This window comes from Amycolatopsis tolypomycina, from assembly GCF_900105945.1.
GTDB classification, from domain to species: Bacteria; Actinomycetota; Actinomycetes; order Mycobacteriales; family Pseudonocardiaceae; genus Amycolatopsis; species Amycolatopsis tolypomycina.
The window spans coordinates 524446-539458 of the sequence record NZ_FNSO01000002.1 but is presented as its reverse complement, the minus strand read 5'-3'; the positions used below and the strand labels follow the sequence as shown (position 1 = coordinate 539458).

At 70.8% G+C, this 15013-nt stretch carries 16 protein-coding genes; 8 read left to right on the top strand and 8 right to left on the bottom strand.

Annotated features, from left to right (window positions below):
• Positions 1-18: 18 nt before the first annotated feature.
• From BLW76_RS04110 to BLW76_RS04085, 6 genes are all read left to right on the top strand, one after another.
• Entirely contained in the window at positions 19-1419 is a 1401-nt protein-coding gene (locus BLW76_RS04110) for an NAD(P)H-quinone dehydrogenase (protein WP_091304504.1), read from the top strand.
• A gap of 72 nt (positions 1420-1491) precedes the next feature.
• Positions 1492-1941: a hypothetical protein gene (locus tag BLW76_RS04105; RefSeq protein ID WP_091304503.1), complete on the top strand. Its 450-nt coding sequence runs from the start codon at positions 1492-1494 to the stop codon at positions 1939-1941.
• A 128-nt stretch (positions 1942-2069) separates the two neighbouring features.
• Positions 2070-2510: a hypothetical protein gene (locus BLW76_RS04100; RefSeq protein WP_244170033.1), complete on the top strand. Its 441-nt coding sequence runs from the start codon at positions 2070-2072 to the stop codon at positions 2508-2510.
• 206 nt (positions 2511-2716) lie between these two features.
• Positions 2717-3280, top strand: a complete 564-nt coding sequence (locus tag BLW76_RS04095) for a hypothetical protein (RefSeq protein WP_244170032.1) — start codon at positions 2717-2719, stop codon at positions 3278-3280.
• 79 nt (positions 3281-3359) lie between these two features.
• Positions 3360-4010, top strand: coding sequence for a class F sortase (locus BLW76_RS04090; RefSeq protein WP_091304501.1), 651 nt, complete (start codon positions 3360-3362; stop codon positions 4008-4010).
• Between the two features lie 80 nt (positions 4011-4090).
• On the top strand, positions 4091-4894 hold the full coding sequence (locus BLW76_RS04085; RefSeq protein ID WP_091304500.1) for a VOC family protein: 804 nt from the start codon (positions 4091-4093) through the stop codon (positions 4892-4894).
• A gap of 48 nt (positions 4895-4942) precedes the next feature.
• Here the strand turns inward: BLW76_RS04085 and glpK are convergent, their stop codons facing one another.
• On the bottom strand, positions 4943-6457 hold the full coding sequence (gene glpK / locus BLW76_RS04080; RefSeq protein WP_091304499.1) for a glycerol kinase GlpK: 1515 nt from the start codon (positions 6455-6457) through the stop codon (positions 4943-4945).
• A 31-nt stretch (positions 6458-6488) separates the two neighbouring features.
• Entirely contained in the window at positions 6489-7244 is a 756-nt protein-coding gene (locus BLW76_RS04075) for an MIP/aquaporin family protein (protein ID WP_208613202.1), read from the bottom strand.
• A 198-nt stretch (positions 7245-7442) separates the two neighbouring features.
• Here BLW76_RS04075 and BLW76_RS04070 point away from each other — a divergent pair, with 198 nt between their 5' ends.
• Positions 7443-9212 carry a glycerol-3-phosphate dehydrogenase/oxidase gene (locus BLW76_RS04070; RefSeq protein WP_354843919.1) on the top strand — a complete coding sequence of 590 codons (1770 nt, stop codon included), beginning with the start codon at positions 7443-7445 and terminating at the stop codon, positions 9210-9212.
• Positions 9213-9237: 25 nt separating this feature from the next.
• On the opposite strand, the gene BLW76_RS04065 is transcribed toward BLW76_RS04070, so the two are convergent.
• From BLW76_RS04065 to BLW76_RS04040, 6 genes are all read right to left on the bottom strand, one after another.
• The gene (locus BLW76_RS04065) at positions 9238-9768 is read right to left on the bottom strand and encodes a GNAT family N-acetyltransferase (protein ID WP_086849764.1); all 531 of its coding nucleotides are present in this window, start codon (positions 9766-9768) and stop codon (positions 9238-9240) included.
• Positions 9769-9827: 59 nt separating this feature from the next.
• Complete coding sequence (locus BLW76_RS04060; RefSeq protein ID WP_244170031.1) at positions 9828-10850, bottom strand: hypothetical protein; 1023 nt, start codon at positions 10848-10850, stop codon at positions 9828-9830.
• A 77-nt stretch (positions 10851-10927) separates the two neighbouring features.
• Entirely contained in the window at positions 10928-11320 is a 393-nt protein-coding gene (locus BLW76_RS04055; protein WP_091304497.1) for a DUF1707 SHOCT-like domain-containing protein, read from the bottom strand.
• A 7-nt stretch (positions 11321-11327) separates the two neighbouring features.
• Positions 11328-11858, bottom strand: coding sequence for a DUF1707 SHOCT-like domain-containing protein (locus tag BLW76_RS04050; RefSeq protein WP_091304496.1), 531 nt, complete (start codon positions 11856-11858; stop codon positions 11328-11330).
• 58 nt (positions 11859-11916) lie between these two features.
• Positions 11917-13710 carry an acetyl/propionyl/methylcrotonyl-CoA carboxylase subunit alpha gene (locus BLW76_RS04045; protein ID WP_091304495.1) on the bottom strand — a complete coding sequence of 598 codons (1794 nt, stop codon included), beginning with the start codon at positions 13708-13710 and terminating at the stop codon, positions 11917-11919.
• Positions 13711-13816: 106 nt separating this feature from the next.
• On the bottom strand, positions 13817-14092 hold the full coding sequence (locus BLW76_RS04040) for an SAV_915 family protein (RefSeq protein ID WP_167384460.1): 276 nt from the start codon (positions 14090-14092) through the stop codon (positions 13817-13819).
• A 114-nt stretch (positions 14093-14206) separates the two neighbouring features.
• Here BLW76_RS04040 and BLW76_RS04035 point away from each other — a divergent pair, with 114 nt between their 5' ends.
• Entirely contained in the window at positions 14207-14932 is a 726-nt protein-coding gene (locus BLW76_RS04035; protein ID WP_091304493.1) for a hypothetical protein, read from the top strand.
• Positions 14933-15013 lie beyond the last annotated feature (81 nt).

Sequence of the window (15013 nt, the reverse complement as noted above, 5' to 3'; positions counted from 1 at the left end):
GCCTTTAGGAGGACCCAGGTGACCAGGATCGTGATCATGGGCGGGGGCCCGGCCGGCTACGAAGCGGCGCTGGTCGCGGCCCAGCACGGGGCCGACGTCACGATCGTCGAGCGGGACGGCCTCGGCGGCGCCTGCGTCCTCTACGACTGCGTCCCCTCGAAGACGTTCATCGCGAGCTCGGGCGCGCTGGCGAAGATGCACGACCTCGGCGAGCTCGGCGTCAACACCGACCTGGCCGACACCAGCATCGACCTCCCGACCGTCCACGGCCGGGTGAAGGGCCTCGCGCTCGCCCAGTCGGCCGACATCCGCGCCCGCGTCCAGCGCGAAGGCGTCCGCGTCATCGCCGGCGAGGCACGCTTCTGCGACGAAGAGCCCGGCCTGGCGACGCACAAGGTCGCCGTCACGACGAAGGACGGCACCGAGAAGCTGCCCGCCGACGTCGTCCTCATCGCCACCGGCGCCACCCCGCGCGTGCTGCCCGGCGCGGTGCCCGACGGCGAGCGCATCCTCGACTGGCGCCAGCTCTACGAGCTCCAGGAGCTGCCCGAGCACCTCGCCGTGATCGGCTCGGGCGTCACCGGCGCCGAGTTCGCGTCCGCCTACACCGAGATGGGCGTCAAGGTCACCGTCGTCTCCAGCCGCGACCGCGTCCTCCCGCACGAGGACGCCGACGCCGCCGCGGTGCTCGAGGAGGTCTTCTCCCAGCGCGGCACGACCGTCGCGAAGCAGGCGCGCGCCGACCGCGTCGAGCGCACCGAAAAGGGTGTCGAGATCTTCCTCGCCGACGGCCGCGTGATCGAAGCCAGCCACGCGCTGATGACCGTCGGGTCGGTCCCGAACACCCAGGACATCGGCCTCGACAAGGTCGGCATCTCGCCCGGCCCCGGCGGGTTCATCACCGTCGACCGCGTTTCACGCACTTCCGTTCCCGGGATCTACGCCGCCGGCGACTGCACCGGCGTGCTCATGCTGGCCTCGGTGGCGAGCATGCAGGGCCGCATCGCGATGTGGCACGCGCTGGGCGAAGGCGTCGCGCCGATCAAGCTCAAGACCGTCGCCGCCAACGTGTTCACCCACCCGGAGATCGCCACCGTCGGCATCAGCCAGCAGGCGATCGACTCCGGCGAGGTGCCCGCGCGCACCATCATGCTGCCCCTGGCCACCAACGCGCGCGCGAAGATGGAGGGCCTCCGCCGAGGCTTCGTGAAGCTGTTCTGCCGCCCCGCCACCGGCGTGGTCGTCGGTGGAGTCGTCGTGGCGCCGCAGGCGAGCGAGCTCATCCTTCCCATCGCGCTCGCCGTCCAGAACCAGCTCACAGTGGACCACCTGGCACTGACATTTTCGGTGTACCCGTCGCTTTCGGGCTCGATCACCGAGGCCGGGCGCCAGCTCATGCGCCACGACGATCTCGACTAGATCGGTAGGCAACCCGTCGCGCCCCGTCGCGTCTTGTCGGTTGTAAGGCTGAAGGACGCGAAGGGTGCGAACGTGCGCAAGACGGTGGTTTTCGTTGCGGCAGCGGTGATCGGGACGACGGCGCTGACGGGACCGGCGATGGCGCAGAGCACCAGCCCGGCACCGAGCGCGAAGGCCGGCATGGTCCAGCTCAACGTCAACACCGCGATCAACCAGACGCTGGTGGACAAGTACGTCCGCGACGCGCCGAACGTCGCGTTGGCGAAGTGCGAAGGCCCGTCGCCGGCGTTCTCCTCGCCGGTGCTGACGTTCTCCAACTACACCCCCGGCCCGTTCATGGGGGTCGACGCGAACATCAGCGCCGACGTCGAGCTGAAGCCCGGCGCCGCGGCGGGGTCGTACCCGCTGACCGTGACCTGCGGCGGCCAGACCTACACGACGCAGTTCACCGTGCCCGCCGCCCAGGTCGCGAAGGTGCCGTCCGGTGCCGCGAAGGCGGGCGACGGCAGCATGGCCGGCTGAATTCCCGAAAACGTTGACAAGCGCCCCGGAGCCGCGCTCCGGGGCGGTTTTTCGTGCCCCGACGCAACCTTCTTCGCAGGTAGAGCGTCTTGGAAGCAGAACTCCCGGGGAGGGAAAAGGGGTTGGAAATGAAAAAGGTGCTGGCCGTCGCCGCCGTTTCCGGCGGATTGCTGCTCTCGGCTCCGGCGGCCTTCGCGGCCACGCCCGCCGAGCACGTCGGCAACCCGAAGGCCTACCTCCGCGTCATGCCGAACGCCGCCCGCCCGGGCGCGAAGGTGCAGATCCGGCTGGGCTGCGAAGCCGCGAGCACACGCACCCCGACGTCGTCCGTGCTCACCGTCGGCGCCCTGCGGCGCGTCGGACGGCAGAACGACCCGGCCAAAGCGCCCGCCGCGGCCGCGTCGGCGATCGTGAAGCCCGTGAAACCGGGCGTCTACCAGGTGTCTTTCTTCTGCGGCGGCGCGGAGCTGACCACGAAGTTCACTGTTCTGGGTGAACGGCGTCAGGTGACGAAGGTGCCGTCGGGAGCTCCGCAGACCGGTGGCGGCTCGGCGGCGCTGACTCCCTGATTCCCCGAACCGAAAGCCGCCCCGAGGGGCGGCTTTTTTCGTGGGCTCCCGTTTTTCGCGACGTATTCGTGACCTCCGGACGCAACCAACCGCAGGTGGAGACGTCTTGGGAAGCGTAGGTGGGGGCTGCCACCCGGCGCAGGGGGAACTGCGAACGGTGTCCGTCACCCGTTGTTTTCCATTTCGGAATTCACAGGGGAGAAATGATGAAGAACGCTGTTGTCGTCGCGGGCGTCGCCGCCGCCTTCCTGGTCGTCGCGCCCGGCGCCGCGTTCGCCACCACGCCGTCCGGGTCGCCGTCCGTGCCGACGGCGACACGCACGCCGGACCCGGACGGCCCGATCACGCGGGTCACCCGTCAGCTGACCGTTTCGCCGGCCAAGGCCGTCCCGGGTGCGCGCGTGAACCTGGACTTCGCCTGCCAGACGCGCGGGCCCGAAGAGAAGGTCCTCGTCCAGTCGGCGGCGCTGACCTTCGGCAAGCCCGGCGATCCCCGCAGATGGGCAGTCGGCACCGTGAAGAACGTCAAGCCCGGCAAGTACGCCGTGACGCTGCACTGCGGCTACGAGGACTCTGTCGCGTGGATCGAGGTCCTCCCGGCCGGGCAGCCGGCTCCCCAGCAGGTCGCCAAGGTGCCGTCGGGCGCCCCGCAAACCGGGGGCACCGACGGCCCGGTCGACGGTTCCGGCTTCCCGGCCGCGGCCGCCATGGGCGTGCTGGCCGTCGGCGGAACCGGTCTCGTGCTGGCGCGGCGGGCACGGCGCCGCTGACCCCGGGGTACCGTCGGGGCTCAACCGAAAGAACCACCCGGACGTGTGAACTTGCAGGGCGCGAGCGACGGGGGAGAGCATGAGCACGAGGAGCACGGGCAGCAGGCGAGGCTTCCTGATCGCCCTCGTCGTGGCGCTGCTCGCCGCGCTGGTGGTGCTGGCGGTGACCCTCGGCGGCGGCCACGACCCGGGCACCGCGCAGCCGCCGCCCGCCCAGCCGGTCGCGGTGGTCCCGGAACCGCAGGCGAGCAGCGAGGACGCCGTCGCCGCGTTGCCGAAGTCCGAGCCCGTCTCGATCGACATCCCGAAGATCGACGCCCACTCGTCGCTGGTCCCGCTGGGGCTCAACCCGGACAACACCGTCGAAGTGCCGCCGGTGACCACGCCGCTGCAGGCCGGCTGGTACACGTACGCGCCGACACCGGGCGAGGTCGGCCCGGCCGTGGTCCTCGGGCACGTCGACGGCAACCACCAGAAGGGCATCTTCTTCCGGCTCAAGGAAATGGCCGCCGGTGACCGGGTCTCGATCGCCCGCAAGGACGGCACCACGGCCGTGTTCGAAGTGACGAAGGTGCACCAGGTCCCGAAGAAGGACTTCGAACGCGAAGGCGTCTACGACGACACGGCCGGGCCCGAGCTCCGGCTGATCACCTGCGGCGGCGTCTTCGACCGGAGCGCGCGCAACTACGTGGACAACATCGTCGTCTACGCCCGGCTGGTCCAGGCCTGATTTTCGGTTTTTGTCGGTGCCCGGTGCCACACTGTGCCGGTCGTCACCGAAGGCGGCGCGGACGAGGGTTGGGAGTCGGCATGGTTTTCCGGGACGAAAGATGGCCCGAAGGTACGCCCGGCTGGGTGGACCTGATGGTGCCCGATCAGGCGAAGGCGATCGCCTTCTACGGCAGCCTGTTCGGCTGGGACGTGCGGCGGGGCGGTGAGGAGACCGGCTTCTACGGCATGGCGGAGCTGCGGGGACGCCCGGTCGCCGGCATCGGCCAGACCCCACCGGGCCAGGACGTCCCGGCGTTCTGGACGACGTACCTCGCGGTGTCCGATGTGGACCGCACGGCCACGGCCGTCACCGAGGCGGGCGGGCAGATCGTCATGCCGGTGATGGAGGTGCTGAAGGAGGGCCGGATGGCCGTCGCGGTCGATCCGGCGGGTGCGGTCTTCGGGCTCTGGGAGGCCGGCAACCACATCGGCACGCAGGTCACCGCGGCCCCGGGCACGCTGGCCTGGAACGAGTGCCTGAGCCGGGACTTCGCCGCGGCGAAACCGTTCTACGAGCAGGTCTTCGGCTACGGCTTCCAGGACATCTCCGGCGACGACTTCTCGTACGCGGTCCTGCTGCTCGACGGGCGACCGGTCGGCGGGGTCGGCACGGTGCCGGCCGCGGCGCCACCAGAGGTGCCGTCCTACTGGGCGGCGTACTTCTGGGTGGCGGACGCCGACGCGAGCGCGGCCAAGGTGACCGAGCTCGGCGGCACGGTCGACGGAAAGCCCTTCGACTCGCCGTACGGACGCCAGGTACGGGTCGCCGACGACCAGGGTGTGCCGTTCATGATCATCGCGCCGAACGAGCAATCCGGCGAGCCGGAGGGCTGGGAGGTGTGACCGGGCGGGCCGGGAGCGCCGGCAGGCGGCACCCCCGGCCCCGGCCGGTCAGTCCTCTTCGGAGATCCAGTCGAAGGTCTTGGTGACGGCCTTCTTCCAGTTGCGGTACTCGCGCTCGCGGCGGGAGTCGTCCATCGACGGGTCCCACTGCTTGTCCTGGGCCCAGTTGGTGCGGATGTCGTCCTCGGACTTCCAGAACCCGACGGCGAGGCCGGCGGCGTAGGCGGCACCCAGCGCGGTGGTCTCGTTGACCACCGGGCGGATCACCGGCACGCCGAGGATGTCGGCCTGGAACTGCATGAGCAGCTCGTTGACGACCATGCCGCCGTCGACCTTGAGCGACTTCAGCGGGACTCCGGAGTCGGCGTTCATCGCGTCGATGACCTCGCGTGACTGGAAGGCGGTCGCCTCCAGCACCGCGCGGGCGAGGTGGCCCTTGTTGACGAACCGGGTGAGCCCGACGATCGCGCCGCGAGCGTCGGAGCGCCAGTAAGGAGCGAACAGACCCGAGAACGCCGGGACGAAGTACGCGCCGCCGTTGTCCTCGACGCTGCGTGCGTGCTCCTCGATCTCGGCCGCGGTCGTGATCAGGCCGAGGTTGTCGCGCAGCCACTGCACCAGCGAACCGGTGACGGCGACGGAGCCTTCCAGCGCGTAGACCGTGTCGTTCGAGCCGATCTTGTAGCAGACCGTGGTGAGCAGCCCGTTCTGCGACATCACCTTCTCGGTGCCGGTGTTGAGCAGCATGAAGTTGCCGGTGCCGTAGGTGTTCTTGGCTTCGCCGGGCGAGAGGCAGGCCTGGCCGAACGTCGCGGCCTGCTGGTCGCCCAGGATGCCCGCGATCGGGACGCCGGCCAGCGCGCCCTTCTCGCGGACCTTGCCGTACTCCTCGGACGAGGAGCGGATCTCCGGCAGCATCGAAAGGGGGATGCCCATCTCGCCGGCGATCTCGGCGTCCCACTGCAGGGTGTCGAGGTCCATCAGCATGGTGCGGGAGGCGTTGGTCGGGTCGGTGACGTGCACGCCGCCGTCGGCCCCGCCCGTCATGTTCCACAGCACCCAGGTGTCCATGTTGCCGAAGATCAGGTCACCGGCCTCGGCCTTCTCGCGCGCGCCCTCGACGTTGTCCAGGATCCACTTGACCTTGGGCCCGGAGAAGTAGGTCGCGAGCGGGAGGCCGACCTTGTCGCGGTAGCGCTCCTGGCCGCCGCCGAGGTTGCCGAGCTCGGTGACGATCTTGTCGGTGCGGGTGTCCTGCCAGACGATCGCGTTGTACACCGGCTTGCCGGTCGTCTTGTCCCAGACGAGCGCGGTCTCGCGCTGGTTGGTGATGCCGACGGCGACGATGTCCTTGGCGGTCAGGTCGGCCTTGGCCAGCGCGCCGGCGGCGACCCGGCGCGTGTTCTCCCAGATCTCTTCCGCGTTGTGCTCCACCCAGCCGGCGCGGGGGAAGATCTGCTCGTGCTCGCGCTGGTCGACGGAGACCACGCGGCCTTCGTGGTTGAAGATCATGCACCGGGTCGAGGTGGTGCCCTGGTCGATCGCGGCTACGTACGAAGTCATCTGTACTCCAGGAATCCGAGAGGGAGGGCGATCAGGTCAGGTTGTGGACGAGGAGGTAGACCAGCGCGGCGATCGCACCGCCGACCAGCGGGCCGACGACCGGGATCCACGAGTAGCCCCAGTTGGCGTTCGCCTTGTTGCGGATGGGCAGCAGGAACGCGTAGGCGATGCGCGGGCCGAGGTCGCGGGCCGGGTTGATGGCGTAGCCCGTCGGGCCACCGAGCGAGGCACCGATCACGAGCACCACGAACGACACGCCCGCGTAGCCCAGCGCGGAGTTGCCGAAGTTCGGCGTCCCGCCGTCGCCGGTGGCGTAGACCGGGCTCAGGAGAATCCAGGCAACCAGGACGAACGTGCCGATGATCTCGGTGACGAGGTTCCACGCGGTGTTCTGGATCTGCGGTCCGGTGGAGAAGATGCCCAGGGTGTTCTCGGGCTCGGGGTGGTCGTCGAACTGGAGCTTGTAGGTCGCCCAGCAGAGCACCGCGCCGAGGATGGCGCCTGCCATCTGCCCGATGAAGTAGAACGGGACGTCGGCCCAGCTCACTCCTTTGTCGCCAGCGATCGCGAGCCCGAGGGTCACCGCCGGGTTGAGGTGCGCGCCACTGGGCGCGGCGATGCTGGCGCCGGTGAACACGGCGAAGGCCCAGCCGAGGTTGATGAACAGGAAGCCCGCGTTGTGACCGTTGTTCTTGCGCAGTACGTGGTTGGCCACCACGCCGTTGCCGAGCAGGATCAGTGTCGCCGTTCCCAGTAGTTCCCAGACGATTATTGCCCCAGCACTCACCGCTGCACCTCCACACTGGACACTCTGCGCAGGGTCGATCACGGCGTGCCACGGCACCGTTGCCGACCCACGTCCGCGCGACGTTACCGGGGCGTAGAAGGTACTTCCAAGCACCGGGCAGCCGAATCTTTTCAAGATCGCGGAGGGTTACGCCACAAGTGTCATCCGTGGACGGGCGGATGATCACCAGGTCGTGCGATGCTGGAAGCCTCGGCGGTACGAGGAGGATGTCACGTGGCGCAGCACGCAGCGGAGACGAACCCGGCTCGACTGGGCCCGGTCAAGCGGGAAGAGACGTGGCAGCGGCTCGGCAAGGAAACGTTCGACCTCGTCGTCATCGGCGGCGGCGTGGTCGGGGCGGGCACGGCGCTGGACGCCGCGACGCGCGGGCTGCGGGTCGCTCTCGTCGAGGCCCGCGACCTCGCCTCCGGGACGTCGAGCCGGTCGAGCAAGCTCTTCCACGGCGGCCTGCGGTACCTGGAGCAGCTCGAATTCGGCCTGGTGCGCGAGGCCCTGCGCGAGCGCGAGCTGATGCTGACGACCATCGCGCCCCACCTCGTGAAGCCGGTCAGCTTCCTCTACCCGCTGACGCACCGCGTGTGGGAGCGGCCGTACACCGCGGCGGGGCTGCTGATGTACGACACGATGGGCGGCGCCCGCAGCGTCCCGGGGCAGAAGCACCTGACCCGGGCCGGCGCGCTGCGGATGGTGCCGGCGCTCAAGCGCTCGGCGCTGATCGGCGGGATCCGCTACTACGACGCCCAGTCCGACGACGCCCGCCACACGATGACGGTGGCGCGGACGGCGGCGCACTACGGCGCGGTCGTGCGGACCTCGACCCAGGTCGTCGGGTTCCTGCGCGAAGCCGACCGGGTGTCCGGTGTGCGCGTGCGCGACGTCGAGGACGGGCGCGAAACGGAGATTTCGGCCGCCGCGGTGATCAACTGCACCGGCGTCTGGACCGACGAGCTGCAGCGCCTCTCGGGCGGCCGCGGGCGGTTCCGGGTGCGCGCGAGCAAGGGCGTGCACATCGTCGTCGCGCGTGACCGGATCGTCTCGGAGTCGGGGATGATCCTGCGCACGGAGAAGTCGGTGCTGTTCGTGATCCCGTGGCGCAACCACTGGATCGTCGGCACGACGGACACCGACTGGAACCTCGACCTCGCCCACCCGGCGGCGACGAAGCACGACATCGACTACATCCTCGAGCACGTCAACACGGTCTTGGCGACGCCGTTGACGCACGACGACATCGAAGGCGTGTACGCCGGCCTTCGCCCGCTGCTGGCGGGGGAGAGCGAAGAGACGTCGAAGCTGTCCCGCGAGCACGCGGTGGCGCGGGTGGCCCCGGGCCTGGTGGCGATCGCGGGCGGCAAGTACACGACGTACCGGGTGATGGCGGCGGACGCCGTCGACGCGGCGGCGGTGGACCTGCCGGGCCGCTCGCAGCCGTCGATCACGGACAAGGTCCCCCTGCTGGGCGCGGACGGCTACCACGCGCTGGTCAACCAGGCCGACCACCTGGCGGCGGAGCACGGCCTGCACCCCTACCGGGTGCGGCACCTGCTCGACCGCTACGGCTCGCTGGTCCACGAGGTCCTGGCCTCGGCGGAGGGCCGCCCGGAGCTGCTGAAGCCGATCGAGCACGCGCCGGACTACCTGGGCGTCGAGGTGGTGTACGCGGCTTCGCACGAAGGGGCGCTGCACCTGGAGGACGTCCTGGCCCGCCGCACGCGCATCTCGATCGAGTACGCCCACCGGGGCGTGGACTGCGCCGAGCAGGTGGCGACGTTGGTGGGCGAGGTCCTCGGCTGGTCACCCGAAACCGTGAAGCACGAGATCGAGGTCTACCGGGCCCGGGTGGAGGCGGAACGCAAGTCCCAGTCCCAGCCGAGCGACGAGGCGGCCGACGCACTGAGGTCGGCGGCCCCGGAGGCGCGGGCGGGCATCGTGGAGCCGGTGAGCTGAGCTCCGGCGGCGGGCCGGGTGGCGCTCAGGACGTGCGGTGCCAGCGGATCAGCCGCTCACCCGTCGGCGCCCGCTCCGCCTCCGGGCCGACCAGCGTGAACCCGCAGCGCTCCGCCACGATCGCCGACGCCGCGTTGCTCTCCTCGTAGCGGTAGCTCACCTCGGTCAGCCCCAGGCCGCCGAAGCCGAAGCGCAGTGCCGCGTTCAACGCCGTTGTCGCGATGCCCTTGCCTCGCTCGGCCGGGTGGACCCAGATCGTCGCCTCCGCGTACGACGCGTCCAGGTTCAGCTCGCGCAGGCCTACCTCGCCCAGGAGCCGGCCCGACGTCGGCTCCGCGATCGCCCAGGAACAGCGCTCGTCGCCCGCCCACTGGGCCGCCCGCAACGCCACGTACTCCGTGGCCTCGTCCAACGTGCGCAAGCGGTAGTTCAGCACGTACTTGCGGTGCGTCGGGTCGGCGAACGCCTCCATCAGCAGCGGGCGGTCGTCGATGTGCCGGTCGGCACGCAGCTGGCGCAGGTAGTACGTGCCCGCGTTGATCTCCACCGGTTCCACTCCGCCCAGCCTAGCCAGGCCGGGAGCACGCCGCCCCCGGCCCGGCGATCAAGGGCCGCTCACCCCGCCAGGCGCCAGACCACCGGCACGCCGCCCTCGTCGAGCGGGCCGTTCGACGCGATGCCGGCGAACGTTCCGTTGTCGGTCACCTGGCTCGCCTGGTAGCTCGGATAGCTGCCGGGCTGCCGCAGGTCGCCGCTCGGGGTGGTGCCGAACCACGTGGTCGGCGTCCCGCGGAACGAGCCCGGTACCGGAGCCGTCCCGTAGGTCAGCCCCGCGCGGTTCAGCGCATACGCGGCGTCGCCGCCGGGCAGGACGGTGGCCACCCCCGCGGAGTTCCAGCGCATGGCCCGGGAACCCGCGACCGTGCCGTCCGAGGCCGAGCCGACGACGACGCCGTTGCGGATCGCCGATCCGCTCGTGTACCGGAACCCCGGTGCGGTGAGCTCCCGGTAGCTGCCGTCCTTCCACAACAGCCCCGACTCGTAGGAGGAGAACAGGACGGTCCCGTCGTCGTCGATGTTCAGCGGGATCTCGTACTGGTGCGTCGCCGGGATGATCACCGGCGCGCCGCCGTCCGCCGGCCACACGATCGCGCCGTTCCGCGCCGGGTCCTCGCCGAAGACCTGGCCCAGCACGTCGCCGCGGGCGTTGACGGCCGTCGTCTGGGCCTCCCGGTAGCCCGCCGGGGTCTCGCGGAGGTGGAACCCGGTCGCGTCCAGCACGAACGACCGGAAGGCACCGGTGTCGTAGTCGATCGCCGTGCCGACGACGGTGCCGGCGCCGTTCTCGTCTTCGGCCATCGCCCATTCGAAGCCGTCCGGAACGCCGCGCAGCACCGGCTTTCCGCCGCGCCAGCTCACGACCTGCAGCTTGCCGTCGACGATGAACGACCCCGTGTACTCGCCGCGGCCGTTCGAAGCCTTCAGGAAACCGTGCCCGGCGGGGTCGGCTCCGGCGGGCAACGGCAGCACCGCCGGCTGCCAGCTCAGCTGCGCGGCCTGCGCCGGCACCGCCGCCAAGGCCGCGACGGCGATCGCCACGGTGGCGAGCACCCCCGATCGCGCCCACATCTTGTTCATGGATCCCTCCCTTTCCCCCGACCTGCGTGATCACCACGCTTGACCGCGGCAGCAGGTTGCCCCGGGGAAAGGAGCGATCAGGATCGGCGGCGGCGCATCCCCGCGATCGCCGCGACCACCAGCGGCAAAGCCACCGAGATGATCAGCAACCGGCCCCGCGACAGGATGAGCACGACGATCGCCAGCACGATCGCGATCGGCACCGCGCTGCGGGTCAGGAAGCCGGCCAGCGGGCTCTCGCCGGACATCACCGGCACGCCGGGAGCGGCCGCGCCGTTCAGCAACGCGCTCGGGCGGGGCGAGGGCAGGTCGTCGAACAGTGGGATGAGCTCGCTGACCCGCTTGGCCGCGGTGACCTTCGCGGTCCGGGCGCCGTACTCGTCGATGTCGAGCCGTCCGGTGCGGACGTGCTCTTCGAGAACGTCCAGGGCGTCCTGGCGTTCGGCGTCGCTCAACCGCATGTCGCCCACGGCCGGATCAGCGACCCAGCTCGCGCCGGTAGGAGTCGCGCAGCTCGCGGCGGCGTTGCCGGTCGCGCACGTGCCGCTCGTGGCGGTCGCGGTGGCGCTGGTCGTGGTTCCAGCCGTGCCCCCACATCGCCTTGCCGAAGACGCCGACACCGATCGGCAGGAAGATGATCGCCCACCCGACCGTGCCGGTGGCGATCAACGCAATCGCGGCGATGAGGGTCAGCGGAAAGATCGCGGCGACGAACCGCTGCGGCGGCGACCAGTTTTCGGGAGTCCCCGACGGCCGGGGCGCGGGCGCAGCCGGCTCAGGCGCCGCGACGGCCTGGGGGACGTCTTCGTACGCCGGGTGCGGCGCCGGCAGGTCCGCGAAGATCTCGCCGAGCTCGCCGCGGGTCTTGGCCGCGGTGATCCGGGCCGAGCGCTCGCCGTACTCGTCGATGTCGAGCCGTCCCGCGGTCATGTGCTCCCCGAGGGCGGACAGCGCGGACTCACGGTTCTGGTCGCTGATCCGCAGCTGCGGAGACGGGACTTCGGTCACGTAGTCGATGGTAGGCCGCCTCGGGGGCGGCCCACCACGACATCCGTAACGAACCGTGCTACTTGATCTCCAGCAGCTGTGTGCCCTGCGTCACGGCGGCGCCGACCTCGACCGAAAGCCCGGTGACGGTGCCCGCTTTGTGCGCGGTGACCGGGTTCTCCATCTTCATCGCCTCGAGGACGACGATCAGCTCACCGGCTTCGACCGTCTGGCCCTCTTCGACGGCCACCTTCACGATCGTGCCCTGCATCGGCGCCGTGACGGCGTCGCCGCTGACCGCCGCCTTGGTGCCGCCGGCGCGCTTGCGCGGCTTCGCCTTGACGGCGGTGCCGCCCCCGCCGCCGCCTTCGAGCGCGAACCCGCCCGGCAGCGACACCTCGAGCCGGCGCCCGCCGACCTCGACCACGACGTTCTGCCGCGGTTCCTCTTCGGCGGCCTCGACGTCCGGCGCCACGAACGGCTCGATCTTGTTGTCGAACTCCGTCTCGATCCAGCGCGTGTGCACGCTGAAGCCGGTTTCGTCGCCGATGAACGCCGGGTCGTTGACGATCACGCGGTCGAACGGCAGCACCGTCGCCATGCCCTCGACGACCATCTCGTCGAGCGCGCGGCGGCTGCGCTCCAGTGCGTTGTTGCGGTCCGAGCCGGTGACGATCAGCTTGGCCAGCATCGAGTCGAACTGCCCGCCGATCACGCTGCCGGACTCGACACCGGAGTCGACGCGCACGCCCGGGCCGCTCGGCGCGACGAACTTCGTCACCGTGCCCGGCGCGGGCAGGAAGCCGCGGCCGGCGTCCTCGCCGTTGATGCGGAACTCGATGGAGTGGCCGCGCGGCTCGGGGTCGGAGGTGATCCGCAGCGGCTCGCCGCGCGCGATGCGGAACATCTCGCGGACGAGGTCGAGGCCGGTGGTTTCCTCCGACACCGGGTGCTCGACCTGCAGCCGGGTGTTGACCTCGAGGAACGAGATCGTGCCGTCGACGGCGACGAGGTACTCGACCGTGCCGGCGCCGTAGTACCCGGCTTCCTTGCAGATCGCCTTCGCCGACTCGTGGATGCGCTTGCGCTGCTCGTCGCTCAGGAACGGCGCGGGCGCCTCCTCGACGAGCTTCTGGTGCCGCCGCTGCAGCGAGCAGTCGCGGGTGCCGACGACGATCGCGTTGCCGTGCATGTCGGCCAGCACCTGGGCCTCGACGTGCCGCGGCTTGTCCAGGTACCGCTCGACGAAGCATTCGCCGCGGCCGAACGCGGCGACCGCCTCGCGCGTGGCCGACTCGAACAGCTCCGGGATCTCCTCGCGGGTGCGGGCGACCTTGAGGCCGCGCCCACCGCCGCCGAACGCGGCCTTGATGGCCACCGGCAGGCCGTGCTCGTCGGCGAACGCGACGATCTCGGTGGCGTCCTTGACCGGCTCCTTCGTGCCCGGCACCAGCGGTGCGCCGGCGCGCATGGCGATGTGGCGCGCGGTGACCTTGTCGCCGAGGTCGCGGATGGCCTGCGGGCTCGGCCCGATCCAAGTCAGCGCGGCGTCGAGGACGGCCTGGGCGAAGTCCGCGTTCTCGGAGAGGAAGCCGTAGCCCGGGTGCACCGAGTCGGCGCCCGACCGCTTGGCGGCGTCGAGGATCTTGTCGAAGTTGAGGTAGCTCTCGGCAGCGGTGGTGCCGCCGAGCGCGAAGGCCTCGTCGGCCAGGCGGACGTGTGGCGCGTCTCGGTCCGGGTCGGCGTACACCGCGACACTGGCCAGGCCAGCGTCCTTCGCGGCTCTGATGACGCGTACCGCGATTTCGCCACGGTTGGCGACCAGGATCTTGGTCACCGGACCACCCGTGGTTTCGCCGACCTGCTCGGCCACCCCGCACCTCCTGCGTCCGACAGCTGCATTGCTGACCGCCCACGCGGCATCAGGGAAGTCTACGGATATGACGTCGCGAGTCTCTTGAGTGAGAGGTGAACCACGCTCAGACGTGGTGCCGGAGCTCCTCGGGCAGCGGCGAGTCGAGCACGATCACGTCGTACGGGTTCGCCTTGTGGACCTTCGGCAGGTGCTCGGTGTTCACCAGCACCCACGGCTGGTGCTCGCCGCAGCAGTCGATCAGCCGGTCGAGCGCGGTGAAGGCGACCAGCGCGGTGCGGCCGTCGGGCGTGCGGCGCAGCTCGATCGACGCGCCTTCGGTCTCGGCGCTGACCGGGCCGGTCGGGAGGTACAGGGCGGGCGGGAGGTTCGGGTTCGTCACCCGGACAACATAGACGGACACGTTCCGCTACCCGTGACCCCGTCGGGTTGAACCCACCACATCGCGACGGGGCGCTGCCCGCAGCCGGCCGCGAAGCGGCTTACGCTCTGTCTTATGCGGACTACGGCAGCGCGGACGCCTCGGTCGGCGCTGCTCACCGCGGTGCTGGCCGCGGTGGTCACGATCGGCGCGATCGGCGCGGTGTTCGTGCTGCGGCCGCGGCCCGAGGCGGCCACCGGACCGGCCGAACCGGCCGCCGCGCCGGTGTCACCCGCGGTGACCTGCGGCGGCGGCCCATGCCGCCAGCTCGCGGCGGTGACGGTCGGCGGAACGCCGGTGGTGCTGCTCACCGACGCGGGTGGTGGTTCGGCCCGCCTGCGCGTCGGGCCGGAGCCGGGCACGGTGTTCGAGCTGTCCCTCGCCCAGCTGGGCGTGCGGCTGGACCAGGACTCGCTGCGCTGCATCGACGGCCCGGCCCCGGCCTGCCTGGTCCGCGGCGACGTCGGCGACGACGGCACGGCCGCGTACGGCGAGCTGCTCGTCGGCAGCGGGGGCGTGTGGCGCGACCCGGGCAAGCCGTTCTACGCCGACGCCGGGACGCTTTCGCTCTACGACGTCACGGGCGACGCCAGTCCCGACGTGATCGTGGTCCGCCACGACTGCCCGGACGCCGCGTCCGGCACCCCGAAGTGCACGGCGGCCCCGGTGCTGGGCGAGGTGTACGACCTGGCGGGCAAGTCGGTCGGCTGCACGCGGCGGTTCACGTCGCCGTCGGACCTGCGCGGCTGGCCGGACATCCGCCTCACCCGCGCCGACCTCCGCGCCTGCCCCGCGTCCTGAGTCCCAAGCGCCCCAATGTGGCGTTCGGTGCGTTGGACGCACCGAACGCCACATTGGGTGCGTTGGACGCAACCAACGCCA